Genomic DNA, 12,910 nt, shown 5'->3' on the forward strand with positions numbered 1-12,910 from the left:
TTCTTCTTGATGAGCGCGGCGCGCTCGAACAGGTAGGCGTATTCGTCGGCGGTGAGGTCGGTGAACTGCAGGTAATGTTTCAGCGTCGTCGTCATGGCGGTGTTGCGTTTCTTCATTCAGCCAGAATGGCTTTGACCAGCGGGGTCAGCTTGGCGACGATCTCGTCGGCCTCGGCGGTAGTGAGAATCAGCGGGGGCACCAGACGGATCACGCTGTCGGCCGTGACCGACAACAGCAGGCCCGCCTCGGCCGCGCGGCCGATCAGGGCGCCGCAGGGCTTGTTGAGCTCAATGCCCAGCATCAGGCCCTGGCCGCGGATTTCCTTCACGCCCGGCAGGCTGCCCAGCTCGCGCTGTAGCGCCGCGCGCAAGTGGTCGCCCACCTCGGCTGCATTTTGCAGCAGGCCGTCTTCTTCCATGATGCGGATGGTCTCAACCCCGGCGCGCATGGCCAGCGGGTTGCCGCCAAAGGTGGTGCCGTGGTTGCCGGGCTGCAGCACGTTGGCCGCCTTGGGGCCCGCCACCACCGCACCAATCGGCACGCCCGAGCCCAGGCCTTTGGCCAGCGGCATCACGTCCGGCACGATGCCCGCCCACTGGTGCGCAAACCACTTGCCGGTGCGGCCCACGCCACACTGCACTTCGTCGATCATCATCAACCAGCCGCGTTCGTCGCACAGCTTGCGCAACTGCTGCAGGTATTCCACGCGCATCGAGTTGATGCCGCCTTCGCCCTGGATGGTTTCGAAGAACACCGCCGCCACATTGGGGTTGCCCTCGGTGGCTTTTTTGATGGCTTCGATGTCGTTCATGGGCACGCGGATGAAGCCCTCGACCAGCGGGCCAAAGCCGCTGTAGATCTTGGGGTTGCCCGTGGCCGACATGGTGGCGATGGACCGGCCGTGGAAAGCGCGCTCATAGACCACGATCTCAGGCTTGGCGATGCCTTTGTCCACGCCGAACTTGCGCGCGATCTTGATCGCGGCCTCGTTGGCTTCCAGGCCCGAATTGCAGAAGAAAACGTTCTGCATGCCCGACAGCTCCACCAGTTTGGCGGCAAGCGCCTCCTGGCCGGGCACGTGGTAGTAGTTGGAGGTGTGGATCAGCTTGCTGATCTGGTCTTGCAATGCGGGCACAAATTTGGGGTGGTTGTGCCCCAGTGTGTTCACGGCGATGCCGCCCAGGCCGTCCAGGTATTCCTTGCCGTTCACGTCCCACACGCGGCAACCCTGGCCGCGCTCCATCGCGATTGGCACGCGGCCATAGGTGTTCATCACGTGGGGCGAGGCTGCCGGGGTGGTGGCGGTCATGCAGAAATCTCCTGACGGTACGGTGATGGGCTGGCTTGTAGCCAGAAACCCGAAAAAGCGAAACACGATTCTAGGGCGCGCGAGGGGCTTGGCTGTTGACGATTGCGCATCACTGCAATGCCGCTCACTACCCCAGTTCCAGCTGCCTGATGGGGCTTTGCATGGGGATTAGAGGGCTAGCTCTTATATAAGAGTTAGAATGTGAGGCTGCGGTGCAGCATGCAGCGATCCTGTGTCTGACACCCTCACTACCACTCCAATCCCCCGATGGTTTCCCCCACCTCCAAAGAAGTCTTCATCCAGGGCATCACCCATGATGGGAAAACCTTTCGTCCCAGCGATTGGGCCGAGCGCCTGGCCGGGGTGATGAGCAGCTTTCGCCCCGGTGGCGCCAGCCCCGGCAGCCATCTGAGCTATTCACCCTGGTGTATTCCCACCACGCTCAATGGCGTCAAGTGTGTGGTGGTGCACCGCGACCTGCAGGGCCATGAACCCATGGCCTGGGACTTCGTCATCAACTTCGCACGCGACAACAACCTGCAGGTGGCCGAGGCCTGCCTGCTGCCCGACCCGCCCGCCAAGGGCTGAATGGCGTTACTGGATCGAGGTCGGTCCTTCGTGGTAGACGGGTTCATGGCTCGGGTCGCTGTGGCCTCCGAGGATTTTCCTAGAAACGAACAATCAACGTCATGATGCCCCAGAACGCAGCCACGGACGGCTCGAAGCTTGGCAAATCGATCTGAAGTTCGCGCTTGGTGGTGATGATCGAACGCTCCTGGATGTTCCCGAGGGAGTGGCGGGTTTTTCTGTCCATGAGCGTGTATTTTTTCCGGAACCAGCCCGACGAGGTGCTCAGCTCCGCCGGTGTGGGTTGATCCATCACCATGAGCGGCTGACTCAGGCGGGATTCCCCTTTGAGCACATCCATTTGGGCGTGAATGGTCTCATCCGCAGCTTCCAGTGTGTATCGCACATCGTTGGTGTAGCCCCGTCGAAGATGCAGGTGGCGGATCCTCCAGGCATGGCCGTTCAGTTTGAGTTGAATGTCGCCTTCAATGGCATCCTCGGGGCGGTATAGGCGCAGCCGGGCATTTTTCGCCTGGGAGAACCAGGGATATCGAAAGTCACCTATGACCATGGATGTTCCGTCTTCCAGGAACTCGTAGGTGAAGCCGTCGAGGGCAGATTTCTGGCGCAGGATCATGGAGGTGTCGCGATGGTCAGCCTCCGCAATGTACCAAGCAAGCGGTGGTGGCTTTCGGAAACGAAAAAACCGCCCGAAGGCGGTTTTGTTCGTTGCTGGCAGCGCACCCGTTACAAACGGCGAACGGCGGGAGCCGTTCGGGCTGTTTGCCTGCCGGGGCAGGCGGTGAGTTTTTAAGCGGAAGCGAGTGCCAGGGCTTTCACCTTGGCAGACAGACGGCTCTTGTCGCGAGCAGCCTTGTTCTTGTGGAAGATGCCCTTGTCAGCCACGGTGTCGACCACGGCTTGCATCTTGGCGAACAGTTCGGTCGCCTTGGTCTTGTCGCCAGCCAGAACAGCCTTTTCGACGTTCTTGACAGCGGTACGGTATTTGGAGCGCAGCGAGGTGTTCGCGGCGTTGATCTTGACGTCCTGGCGGACGCGCTTGCGGCCCGATGCCAGGCGGGGGTTCTTCTTTTTGGGTTTAGCGGATGCCATTGTTTAGTTCCTTGGGTCTGTGGATGATGCCAGCAAAGCCCGCGATTATAGCCCAGAGCGTATATTTTCGCGAAAGCGCTCGTTTGTGCGGCCCCGCCGGGGTGCCGCAGCGTCGGGGCTACACTCCCTGCGGTGTCACTGTTCAAAGCCGCCTCCACCGTCTCCCTTCTGACTTTAGTCTCCCGCATCACCGGGCTGGTGCGCGAGTTGCTCATGGCATCGGTGTTTGGGGTCAGCGCGATGACGGACGCCTTCAATGTGGCGTTTCGCATCCCCAACCTGTTTCGCCGGGTGCTGGGCGAGGGCGCTTTCAGCCAGGCCTTCGTGCCGGTGCTGGCCGCCACCCGCGCGCAGGAAGGCGATGACGGCGCCAAGGCGCTGATCGACCATGTGGGCACGCTGCTGGCCTGGACGCTGGTGCTTTTGTGCATTGCCGGTGTGCTGGGCGCGCCCTGGATGGTGTGGGCCATGGCCAGCGGGCTCCAGCCCCAGGGTTTTGACGCCGCCGTCACCATGACGCGCTGGATGTTCCCCTACATCGGCTTCATGTCACTGGTTGCGCTGGCCGGGGGCATTCTCAATACTTGGAAGAAGTTCGCGGTGCCAGCGGCCTCGCCCGTGCTGCTCAACATCGCGCTGATCCTGTCCATCACGGTGGGCGCACCCTGGTTTGAGCGCCATGGCATCGAGCCCATCTATGCCCAGGCGGCAGGGGTGATGCTGGGTGGCGTGCTGCAACTGGCCTTGCAGGTGCCCGCGCTGGTGCGCCTGGGGCTGCTGCCGCGCATAGGCGTGCGCTGGGCTGCCATTCGCGCAGCCTGGGCCGACCCCACCACCCGCAAGGTGGCCCGCCTGATGCTGCCCGCGCTGCTGGGGGTGAGCGTGGCGCAGATCTCGCTGCTCATCAACACGCAGATCGCCTCGCACCTGGCCACGGGCAGCGTGAGCTGGATCTCCTATGCCGACCGCCTGATGGAGCTGCCCACCGCGCTGCTGGGCGTGGCGCTGGGCGTGGTGCTGATGCCGCAACTGGCCAGCGCCCGCGCCAAGCAGGACGACGAACGCTACTCGGCCATGCTCGACTGGGGGCTGCGCCTGGTGGTGCTGCTGTCGGTGCCCTGCATGGTGGCGCTGCTGGTGTTTTCGGGGCCGCTGGTGGCGGTGCTGTACCACTATGGCGCCTTTGGCGACGAAGACGTGCGCAAGACCACCCTGGCGCTGACGGGCTACGGCGCGGGCCTGGTGGGCATCGTGGCCATCAAGGTGCTGGCACCGGGCTTTTATGCCAAACACGACATGCGCACCCCCATGCTGATTGCCGTGGCGGTGCTGGTGCTCACGCAACTGATGAATTGGGTGCTCGTGCCTTACCTGCAGCATGCTGCATTGACGCTGACTATCGGTATCGGCGCGCTCATCAACGCCACCTGGCTGTTGGTGGGCCTGCTGCGGCGCGGCAGCTACAAGCCCCTGCCGGGCTGGGGCAAATTTGCCTTGCAGGTGATTGCTGCGAGCGCCTTGCTGGCGGTGCTGCTGGTGTGGGGCGCGCAGTATTTCGACTGGGTGGCGATGCGGGGCAACGCCTGGAAGCGCATCGGTTTGCTGGCCGCGCTGATGGCGGTGGCCGCCGTGCTGTACTTCGGCGCACTGTGGGCGGCGGGCCTCAAGCTGCGCCAGATGCTGCGGCGCTGAAAAGCCCTGCAAAGCACCCCCTTCTGCCGCTTGACGCCGGTGGGCGCGGCCCTTACAACCCCACCATGTCCCTGAGCTATTCCGTACCCACCTCGCTGGAGTACTTTGCATCGCTGGTGCAAAGCGACGACCACTTTCCGTTGCTGGAGGCCGCCGCCAGCCTGGCCCAGGACGAATACCCCGAATTCGACGTGCAGCAACTGCTGGGCGACATGGACCAGCTGCTCGCGCGCATCAAGCGCCGCCTGCCGGGTGATGCACCCGCGCTGCAGCGCCTGCGCGCGCTCAACCAGTTCTTTTTTGCCGACCTGGGTTTTGGCGGCAACATCAACAACTACTACGACCCCGAGAACAGCTATCTCAACGCTGTGCTGCGCACGCGCCGGGGCATCCCCATCAGCCTGGCCGTGCTCTGGATGGAGCTGGCCCAGGGTGTGGGCCTGCATGCGCGGGGTATCGCTTTTCCGGGGCACTTCATGGTCAAGGTGCTGCTGCCCAAAGGCCAGGTGGTGCTCGACCCGATCTCGGGCCAGTCGCTCAGCCGCGAAGAACTGTCTGAGCGGCTGGAGCCCTACAAGCGCCGCAACGGCCTGGTGGACGACTACGACGTGCCGCTGGGCCTGTACCTGCAGGCCGCCACGCCGCGCGACATCATCGCGCGCATGCTGCGCAACCTGAAAGAGGTGCACCGCACCCAGCAAGACGGGCAGCGCCTGATCGCCGTGCTCGACCGGCTTGTCGTGCTATTGCCCCAGGCCTGGGGCGAGCGGCGCGATCGGGGGCTGGCCCATGCCGAGCGGGGCAACACCGCCGAGGCGGTGGCCGACCTGGAGGCCTATCTGGCCCATGCCGAGGATGGGCTTGATATCGACCTGATCGCCGACCGGCTGAGCGCGCTGCGCCAGGCCGGCGACTGAGTGATCCGCGATCAACCCTCCGTTCAGGCTGAGCCTGTCGAAGCCCTGCGCGGCGCTTCGACGGGCTCAGCGTGAACGGTTGGGGACATTTGATCGCAAGTTTCTAAACGCAACCTGGTGTCAGAACGGCGCGCTGTCCGCCGGAAGCGCGGCTTGCAGTTGCGCCACTTGGCGGCGCAGCTCGGTGTTCTCGGCCGTGAGTTCCGCCACGCGGTGGCGCAGGGCCTGCAGCTCGCCGGTGCCGCCATCGGCGCTGGTGCCCGCCTCTGCTGCGGGGTTTTCTTCAGACGATGATTCGTCGCGCGGCTTGCGTTTGTTGAGCTCGCGCACGCGCTTGGCGGCCTGCTTGAGTTCGTCCTTGCCCGCCACCACGGCGGCCACCTGCTCCTCGGCGGGCAGCGTGGACACGGCGGCAGCGGCATTGATGGAAATGGTGCCCGACTTGACGGCGGCCACCAGCTCGGGCGCCGCCTGTTTCTGGATTTTTTCGATCATCACCACCTGGCTGCTGCTCAGGCGCGCGGCCTTGGCAATGGCTTCGCGGCTGTTCAGTGGCGCGGGGTCGGGTGGTGCGGCCACGGCGTCGGCGGCTGGGGCTGCGTCCGATTCGGCGGGCTCGGGCGCCACGGCGGCCCGCGCCTTGCGCTCGGCCATGATCTCGCGCTTGCGCAGCGCCAGCACGCCGCGCTGGAAGTCGGACACGCTGCGGCGGCCCAGGTGCTGGTCGATCATCCACAGGTGCACGTCTTCCATCGACTGAAAGCGCGGGTTCTGCACGGTCTGAAAAGGCAGGCCGTGTTTTTGGCAGATGCCGTAGCGGTTGTGGCCGTCCACCAGCACATCGCCCCACAGCACCAGCGCATCGCGGCAGCCTTCGGCCAGGATGCTGCGCTCCAGGGCCTCGTGCTCGTCGGGGGTCAGGGGTTCAATGTAGGCTTTGAGTTCTTCGTTGACGACGATGTTCATCATGGCAGGCAAGGCAATCGGGAGCGGGCAAGGGGCGCGATTGTAGGGGGCGGGTTGGTGAGGCGGGCCGGGGTCGCGTGACTGCCGGAGTGCACTGGTTTCGGCAAATGCCGCTAAGCCGTTGTTTTCTGCGGTGAATTTGAGATTTCTCAACCGGCAGGGTGTTTGGAGGGCGGTGTTGGAAACGAGCGACACCACGGTTTTTTCGCGCTGATAACTTTGCGGCCCTCACCCATACAACTGGAGCCGCAATGCCCAAGACCCTGATCGAACCCTTCCGCATCAAGAGTGTGGAGCCCATTCGCATGACCACCCGTGCCGAGCGCGAGCGCCTGCTCGAAGAGGCCAAGCTCAACGTCTTCAAGCTGCGCGCCGAAGACGTGCTGATCGACTGGCTGACCGACTCCGGCACCGGCGCCATGTCGTCCAGGCAATGGGGCGCCATCATGGAGGGCGACGAGAGCTACGCTGGTGCGCGCAGCTTCTACCGGCTGGAAAAGGTCATCCAGGACATCACCGGCATGCAGCATTTTGTGCCCACACACCAGGGCCGCGCGGCCGAGAAAGTGTTGTTTGGCGCCACCTGCAAGGCGGGTGACCTGGTGCCCAACAACTGCCACTTCGACACCACGCGTGGCAACCTGGAGTTCATGGGCGTGGAGGCCGTGGACCTGGTCATTGCCGAGGGGCTGCAACCGGCGCTGGACTACCCGTTCAAGGGCAATATCGACCTCGCGCGTGTCGAGGCCGTCCTCAAGGAACACGGCCACCGCATTCCGTTCGGCATGATCACCGTGACCAACAACACCGGCGGCGGCCAGCCGGTGTCGATGGCCAACATCCGCGCCTACGCGGCCTTGCTCAAGAAACACGGCAAGCCCTTCATCATGGACGTGTGCCGTTTCTCCGAGAACGCCATGTTCATCAAGATGCGCGAGCCGGGTTACGAGAACGCGTCCATCCGCGACATCGTCAAGGAGATGTTCTCGTATGCCGACGGCGCCACCATGAGCGCCAAGAAGGACGGCATGGTCAACATCGGCGGGTTCGTTGTGCTGCGCAGCGACGAGTGGCTGGACGGCGTGCGCAATGGCCTCATCATGATGGAAGGCTTTCCCACCTATGGCGGCTTGGCCGGGCGCGACCTCGAAGCCCTGGCCGTGGGGCTGGAGGAGGGCATGGAGGAAGACTACCTGCGCTATCGCCTGCGCACCGCCGAGTACCTCGGCGAGCGGTTGGAGGCCGCTGGCGTGGGCTTCGTCAAGCCTACGGGCGGCCACGCGGTCTATATCGACGCCAAAACGGTGCTGCCGAACATGCCGGTGGAGCAGTACCCCGCCTGGGCGCTGTGCAACGCGCTGTACCTTGAAGGCGGCATCCGGGGCGTGGAGATCGGCTCGGTGATGTTTGGCAAGCGGCTGGATAGCGGGGTGGAGACCTTCCACAGCATGGATCTGGTGCGCCTGGCTTTTCCGCGCCGCATGTACACGCAAAGCCACTTCGACTATGCGGCCGAGGTGATTGCCGAGGTGAAGGAAAAAGCCGCCAGCATCCGGGGCGTGAAGATCACCAAGCAGCCCCGGTTTTTGCGCCACTTCACCTGCGAATGCGCCTGGGCATGAGCGTGTTTCCGAGTTTGCAGGTTTTTTTGGCAGATGCTATAGATTTAATAGCTGCTTGCGCTTATCCAATAAGCGCAAGCAGCCAAAAAGACCTGAAATTTTGGGAGTTATGCCGGGTTTTGAAGCATTGCGATCGTCGAGATCACATCCCGCACCTTGAAGGGCTTGAGCAGCACACGCCGCACATGCAGTGCCTTCATTTTTACGGCCGTGGAGGCATCGACCTGGGCCGTGGTCACGGCCACGGGCACCTGGGCGTCCACGGCGAAGCGGGCATCGCGCACCTGTTCCAGCAGGGTCACGGCCTCGCGGTTTTCGTCTAGCGAGATGATGACGCCCAGGAAACCCTGGGCTGCCAGGTGTTGCTGCGCGGTACGCACACTGCTGACCTGGCGCACCATGGGCAGGTTGAGCTGGCGGGCGGTGGACACGATGATGCTGGCCGTGAGCGAGCTGGGCTCCACCAGCAAGATGGGCGGTTGTACCGAGTCGTGGCTCATGCTGCGGGCTCCTCGTTGGCGCGGCGTATCAGTTCTTCCACTGCCAGGTCGCGCAGCGAGGCCAGAATGGCCAGGTCGATGTGATCCAGTTGGCGCGGCGTGCGGTCGATGAGGCACAGCGTGCCGATGTTGTGCCCGCTGGGCATCTTGAGCTGCGCCCCGGCGTAGAACTGGACATGGGGGTCGCCGGTCACCAGTGGGTTGCCAGAAAAACGATCATCCAGCGTCACATCGGGCACCACGAGGGGCTCGTCCTGCAAGATGGTATGGGCGCAAAACGAGATGCTTCGATCGGTCTCGGGTATGTCCACGCCATGGCGCGACTTGAACCATTGCCGCTGATCGTCGATGAGCGTCAGCAGCACCATGGGCATGTCGAACTCCTGCGCCGCAAAAGCCGTCAGCCGGTCAAAACGCTCCTCGGGGGGCGTGTCCAGAATCAGCAATTGGCGCAGGGCCTGCAGGCGGTCATCTTCGTCGGGCGCGCGCGCGGGCTCTTTCATGGCGGTATGGGGCAGTCGCGGTGGGAACCCATTATTGGCCGCCAACGCAAGCCTGACATCTTTTCGGAATGTGAAAAATTTTCAAAACAGTTCAGTGGGAGCGGCCTGGAGCTGCCCCTTGCGAAGGCGTGCCCTCTCGCCCGAACTGGTGCCAGGCGCGGCGCAACTGCGTGTCGGAGCTGAAACCCGCCATCAGGGCCGCCTGCGTCACGTTCTGACCCGAGCGCAAGGCCGCCTCGGCCGTGGCCAGGCGAATGCGGCGCAGATACTGCAGTGGCGCGATGCCCGCATGCTCCAGAAACAGCCGTGTGAGGTGGCGCGGCGAGGTGTGCGCCGCCTCGGCCATCTGGGGCACGCTCCAGTCGGCCTGGGGCTGCTGGCTCACGGCGTCCTGCACGCGGTGCAGCGCGGGGTGCAGGTGGTTGCGGTGGTGCAGAAAAGGCGAGAACTCCGGGTCGTTGGGCCCCCGGCGCAGCGCCACCACCATGGACTGCGCCACCTGGGCGGCCAGCGCGGGGCCGCAGGTGTCGGAAATGCGGTGCAGCAGCAGGTCGATGCCCGTGGTCACGCCCGCGCTGCTGTACACGGCGCCATCGGCCACGAACACGCGGTTGGCCACCACGTCGCAGTGCGGGTCCACGGTGGCCAGCTCATGAAGGTGCAGGTGGTGGGTGGTGGCGCGGCGGCCCGTCAACAGCCCGGCATGGGCGGCCAGCAACGCGCCAGCGCACACGGTGATCAGCTCCAACTGCCCAGCCACGGGCCGCAGCCCGCGCAGCCAGTGCAGCAGCGCGCGCGCTTCGTCGCCCGCCACGTCGATGCGCTTGCCAACCAGGCCCACCAGCACCACCCAGGCCGACGGCGCCAGGGCGTCGGGCAGGGGTTCCAGCCCCGTCAGCAGGGCGCCCACCGAGGTCACCGACTGCTGTGTGGGGCTCACGAAGTGCAGCACAAACCGCTCGGGCTGGCCTTGGCGGGCCAATGCCTGGTTGGCGATACGCAGCGCCTCGGCCGGGCCCGCCCAGTCGAGCACCAGGCTGCCTGGGAGCAGGGCGAAATAAACGTGAATGGGTTGCGGGTCTGGCATGGCTCTCAGTCTCTCAGCTCTGCCCATCCGCCACGCGGCTGGCGCGGCCCAGGGGTTTTATGGTTCTTGGTTCCACGGGGTGTCCATTTGGCGGGCGGTGCGCTCGGACAGCGCGGCACCCACCAGCCGGGTGACCAGGTGCAGGCTCATGTCGATGCCTGCACTGATGCCCGCCGACGTGACCAGCGCCCCCCGGTCCACCCAGCGCACATTCTCCTGCACGCTGAGCGCTGGAAACTGTGTGCGCAGGTCGGCGATGTCCTCCCAGTGGGTGGTGGCGGGGCCTTCGGTGAGCACCCCTGCTGCCGCCAGGATGAAGGCGCCCGTGCACACCGAAGCCGTGATCTGCGCGCCAGCAGCGGCCTGGGCCACCCAGGCACGGGTGGCGGGGCAGGCGGCTGCGGCATCGACCACACCGCCCGGCACGATGAGCAGGTAGGGGGCTGTGGCGGTGGCAAAGTCGGCGTCGGGCAGCACGCGCAGGCCCGCGCGGGCGCGCACCGGGGCCAGGCTGCGGGCCACGCACTGCACCGCAAACGGCGCAGGGGCGCCGGGGTGTTGGCGCTGGTACATGCGGCTGGCGGTGGTAAAGACCTCATAGGGGCCGCCCAGGTCCAGGGCTTCCACCTCGTCGAATACCAGGATGGAGACTTGCATGGGATGGATGTTGGTATTGTTCATGCTGCGGCCCTTTCCAGCGCCTGCTGCACGGTGCACAGCGTGGCAAAACGGTCCTGCAACACGGTGGCAGTGCGGGCCTTGATGTCTTCGGCGGTCAGCGTCTGGCCGTCGGGTTGCACCATGTCCCAGGTCAGGGTCGCATCGGTCACGTAGTCCACGGCCCAGCCCAGGTCCGAGGCGTGGCGGGTGGTGGTTTCGCAGCATTGCTCGGTGCGGATGCCGCTCACGATCAGGCGCTGGATGCCGTGGCGGGTGAGCCACACATCGAGCCCCGTGCCCACCAGCGCACTGTGGCGCGATTTGGTGAAGGTGGCGGCCGCCGCGAAGGGGGCGAGGCCGTCGAGTGCACGCACCTGGCCTGAGACCTGGGAGAACGAATTCTCGGGCACCTCTGGGCCATCGCTGTGGAACACCCGCACCACGGGGATGCCTTGTGCGGCGCAGCCCTCGATCAGCGCATTCTGGGCCTGCAGGTAGGCGGGTAGGCCGTGCGCCGTGAAGTACGGGCGGTGGCGGAAGGACTCTTGGACATCGATCACAATCAGACAGGTTTTCATGGATATTCTCCGAAAGGCTCTTGTTGGGAGTCCTTATCTTGCAAGCGCAAGCAGAGAACGTCCGACCCCATCTGGACAGGAATCGATCAATTCAGGCCATAGATATTGGCCCTGTGGCTACACCAGCCGTGCCGCCACCAGCTCTTTCTTCAGGTAGGCATAGAACAGCGGCGCCGCCACCAGCCCGGCGGGGCCGAAAACGGCCTCGGCCACGAACATCACCGACAGCAGCTCCCACACGCCCATCTGCGTGCGGCGGCCCACCACCTTGGCGTTGATCACGTATTCGGCCTTGTGGATCAGGATCAGAAAGCCCAGGCAAGCGGCAGCCGCCAGCGGCGACACCGACAGCCCCACGATGGTGATGACCACGTTGCACACCAGGTTGCCCACGATGGGCACCAGCCCCGCAACAAAGGTAAAGGTGATGAGCACCGGCGTGTAGGGCAGCTCCAGGCCCCACAGCGGCAGCACGAACAGCAAAAACAGCGCGGTGAGCAAGGTGTTGAACGCCGCGATCCAGAACTGGGCGGCCACGATCTGCCGAAACGCCTCGCCAAACAGCGTGATGCGCATCTGCAGTTGCCGGGCCAGCGGCCCGCTCACCAGCATGGGCGGGCGCACGGCGGCCAGGGCGCCGATCAAGAGGCCTACGTAGGCAAACAGCACGCCTGCCAGCCAGGCGCGACCCGCTATGGCCAGCGCACCGGCCTTGGCGCCCAGGTAGCTGGCGATGATGCGCTGGATGTCGGCGGCGCCTTCGGGCAGGTGCGCGGCCATGTCGGCGGGCAGCTTCAGGCGCAGCTCCAGCACTGTGCGCGCCATGTAGTTGAGCAGTTCGCGGTATTGCAGGGGCGCTTCGACCAGGTAGCCGCGCGAATGTGTGAGCCCGATGGCCAGCAGCGCCAGCGGCAGCAGCATCACCAGGCCCGCCGCCGCGACCTGCGCTACGCGCTGGCGCGTGCCCGAGGGCGCGCCCTGGCGTTGCAGGCGGCCCAGGCCCTGTGAAAACCAGCCGGTGAGCGCGCGGGTGAGCAAAAAGCCCAGGCACACACACAGCAGGCCGGGCAGCAGGCCGCGCCACATCACCAGCAGCAGCGCCCCGGCCATCAGCACATAGCTGGCCGTCACGATGCCCTGGCTCAATGATCGGGGCGGTTGTGTGGTGGGTTGTGGGTCAGTCACGGCACTGCCCAGGCCGCAGCGGATGCCGCGAAGCGGCTTTCACCTCAGGCCACCACCACGGCGGCGCCTTCGCCACGCGCAGCGATCGTGCCGATGGCGTACACCTGCTCGCCCGCGGCGCGCAGCGTGGCGGCCGTGGCTTCGGCATTTGCCGCGTCCACCACCACCACCATGCCGATGCCGTTGTTGAAGGTGCGGTTCATCTCGATGT

15 protein-coding genes and 1 pseudogene are annotated in these 12,910 nt (G+C 65.0%); 4 read left to right on the top strand and 12 right to left on the bottom strand.

The genetic code is table 11. The features are described 5' to 3' along the window. Both Q0105_RS11615 and Q0105_RS11620 read right to left on the bottom strand, forming a co-directional pair. A pseudogene (locus tag Q0105_RS11615) lies at nt 1-95 on the bottom strand (ornithine carbamoyltransferase); the annotation flags it as partial. A 17-nt stretch (nt 96-112) separates the two neighbouring features. Next, complete coding sequence (locus Q0105_RS11620; RefSeq protein ID WP_298211890.1) at nt 113-1,309, bottom strand: aspartate aminotransferase family protein; 1,197 nt, start codon at nt 1,307-1,309, stop codon at nt 113-115. Nucleotides 1,310-1,576: 267 nt separating this feature from the next. On the opposite strand from Q0105_RS11620, the gene Q0105_RS11625 reads away from it, so the two are divergent. Further along, nucleotides 1,577-1,897 (top strand): DUF3579 domain-containing protein, encoded by a 321-nt coding sequence (locus Q0105_RS11625; RefSeq protein WP_298211892.1) that lies wholly within the window; start codon nt 1,577-1,579, stop codon nt 1,895-1,897. A gap of 79 nt (nt 1,898-1,976) precedes the next feature. Here the strand turns inward: Q0105_RS11625 and Q0105_RS11630 are convergent, their stop codons facing one another. Both Q0105_RS11630 and rpsT read right to left on the bottom strand, forming a co-directional pair. Beyond that, the gene (locus Q0105_RS11630) at nt 1,977-2,513 is read right to left on the bottom strand and encodes a hypothetical protein (protein ID WP_298211894.1); all 537 of its coding nucleotides are present in this window, start codon (nt 2,511-2,513) and stop codon (nt 1,977-1,979) included. A 173-nt stretch (nt 2,514-2,686) separates the two neighbouring features. Further along, complete coding sequence (gene rpsT / locus Q0105_RS11635) at nt 2,687-2,989, bottom strand: 30S ribosomal protein S20 (protein WP_124511256.1); 303 nt, start codon at nt 2,987-2,989, stop codon at nt 2,687-2,689. Nucleotides 2,990-3,121: 132 nt separating this feature from the next. On the opposite strand from rpsT, the gene murJ reads away from it, so the two are divergent. Together murJ and Q0105_RS11645 are read left to right on the top strand one after the other, a co-directional pair. Beyond that, the gene (gene murJ / locus Q0105_RS11640) at nt 3,122-4,681 is read left to right on the top strand and encodes a murein biosynthesis integral membrane protein MurJ (protein WP_298211898.1); all 1,560 of its coding nucleotides are present in this window, start codon (nt 3,122-3,124) and stop codon (nt 4,679-4,681) included. Between the two features lie 65 nt (nt 4,682-4,746). Then, entirely contained in the window at nt 4,747-5,598 is an 852-nt protein-coding gene (locus tag Q0105_RS11645) for a transglutaminase-like domain-containing protein (protein WP_298211899.1), read from the top strand. A 120-nt stretch (nt 5,599-5,718) separates the two neighbouring features. Here Q0105_RS11645 and Q0105_RS11650 read toward each other — a convergent pair whose 3' ends face one another. Continuing rightward, nucleotides 5,719-6,564 carry a plasmid replication/partition related protein gene (locus Q0105_RS11650; RefSeq protein WP_298211913.1) on the bottom strand — a complete coding sequence of 282 codons (846 nt, stop codon included), beginning with the start codon at nt 6,562-6,564 and terminating at the stop codon, nt 5,719-5,721. Between the two features lie 251 nt (nt 6,565-6,815). Between Q0105_RS11650 and Q0105_RS11655 the strand changes: the two genes are divergently transcribed. Continuing rightward, nucleotides 6,816-8,186: a tryptophanase gene (locus Q0105_RS11655; RefSeq protein WP_298211901.1), complete on the top strand. Its 1,371-nt coding sequence runs from the start codon at nt 6,816-6,818 to the stop codon at nt 8,184-8,186. Nucleotides 8,187-8,293: 107 nt separating this feature from the next. Here Q0105_RS11655 and Q0105_RS11660 read toward each other — a convergent pair whose 3' ends face one another. The 7 genes from Q0105_RS11660 to Q0105_RS11690 form a co-directional block, all read right to left on the bottom strand. Continuing rightward, nucleotides 8,294-8,686, bottom strand: a complete 393-nt coding sequence (locus tag Q0105_RS11660) for a histidine kinase (RefSeq protein ID WP_298211903.1) — start codon at nt 8,684-8,686, stop codon at nt 8,294-8,296. Then, entirely contained in the window at nt 8,683-9,189 is a 507-nt protein-coding gene (locus tag Q0105_RS11665; RefSeq protein ID WP_298211905.1) for a GAF domain-containing protein, read from the bottom strand. Before Q0105_RS11665 ends, Q0105_RS11660 begins: the two co-directional genes overlap by 4 nt. Nucleotides 9,190-9,280: 91 nt before the next feature. Next, nucleotides 9,281-10,276, bottom strand: a complete 996-nt coding sequence (locus Q0105_RS11670) for a helix-turn-helix domain-containing protein (protein ID WP_298211907.1) — start codon at nt 10,274-10,276, stop codon at nt 9,281-9,283. A gap of 57 nt (nt 10,277-10,333) precedes the next feature. Continuing rightward, complete coding sequence (locus tag Q0105_RS11675; protein ID WP_298211909.1) at nt 10,334-10,957, bottom strand: DJ-1/PfpI family protein; 624 nt, start codon at nt 10,955-10,957, stop codon at nt 10,334-10,336. After that, complete coding sequence (locus Q0105_RS11680; protein ID WP_298211911.1) at nt 10,954-11,514, bottom strand: isochorismatase family protein; 561 nt, start codon at nt 11,512-11,514, stop codon at nt 10,954-10,956. The genes Q0105_RS11675 and Q0105_RS11680 overlap by 4 nt, the downstream gene beginning before the upstream one ends. Before the next feature lie 117 nt (nt 11,515-11,631). Next, nucleotides 11,632-12,624, bottom strand: a complete 993-nt coding sequence (locus Q0105_RS11685) for a permease (RefSeq protein WP_298211915.1) — start codon at nt 12,622-12,624, stop codon at nt 11,632-11,634. A 119-nt stretch (nt 12,625-12,743) separates the two neighbouring features. Next, on the bottom strand, nt 12,744-12,910 hold a 167-nt coding region (locus Q0105_RS11690), incomplete at its 5' end, for an AIR synthase-related protein (protein WP_298211917.1).

It is taken from the genome of Acidovorax sp., from assembly GCF_027492855.1.
Lineage (GTDB): Bacteria > Pseudomonadota > Gammaproteobacteria > Burkholderiales > Burkholderiaceae_C > Acidovorax.

Coding starts and splice junctions, on each gene's coding strand:
- Q0105_RS11620 (WP_298211890.1), bottom strand. CDS start 1,309: ATGACCGCCACCACCCCGGCAGCCTCGCCCCACGTGATGAACACCTAT.
- Q0105_RS11625 (WP_298211892.1), top strand. CDS start 1,577: ATGGTTTCCCCCACCTCCAAAGAAGTCTTCATCCAGGGCATCACCCAT.
- Q0105_RS11630 (WP_298211894.1), bottom strand. CDS start 2,513: ATGATCCTGCGCCAGAAATCTGCCCTCGACGGCTTCACCTACGAGTTC.
- rpsT (WP_124511256.1), bottom strand. CDS start 2,989: ATGGCATCCGCTAAACCCAAAAAGAAGAACCCCCGCCTGGCATCGGGC.
- Q0105_RS11645 (WP_298211899.1), top strand. CDS start 4,747: ATGTCCCTGAGCTATTCCGTACCCACCTCGCTGGAGTACTTTGCATCG.
- Q0105_RS11650 (WP_298211913.1), bottom strand. CDS start 6,564: ATGAACATCGTCGTCAACGAAGAACTCAAAGCCTACATTGAACCCCTG.
- Q0105_RS11655 (WP_298211901.1), top strand. CDS start 6,816: ATGCCCAAGACCCTGATCGAACCCTTCCGCATCAAGAGTGTGGAGCCC.
- Q0105_RS11660 (WP_298211903.1), bottom strand. CDS start 8,686: ATGAGCCACGACTCGGTACAACCGCCCATCTTGCTGGTGGAGCCCAGC.
- Q0105_RS11665 (WP_298211905.1), bottom strand. CDS start 9,189: ATGAAAGAGCCCGCGCGCGCGCCCGACGAAGATGACCGCCTGCAGGCC.
- Q0105_RS11670 (WP_298211907.1), bottom strand. CDS start 10,276: ATGCCAGACCCGCAACCCATTCACGTTTATTTCGCCCTGCTCCCAGGC.
- Q0105_RS11675 (WP_298211909.1), bottom strand. CDS start 10,957: ATGAACAATACCAACATCCATCCCATGCAAGTCTCCATCCTGGTATTC.
- Q0105_RS11680 (WP_298211911.1), bottom strand. CDS start 11,514: ATGAAAACCTGTCTGATTGTGATCGATGTCCAAGAGTCCTTCCGCCAC.
- Q0105_RS11685 (WP_298211915.1), bottom strand. CDS start 12,624: ATGGCCGGGGCGCTGCTGCTGGTGATGTGGCGCGGCCTGCTGCCCGGC.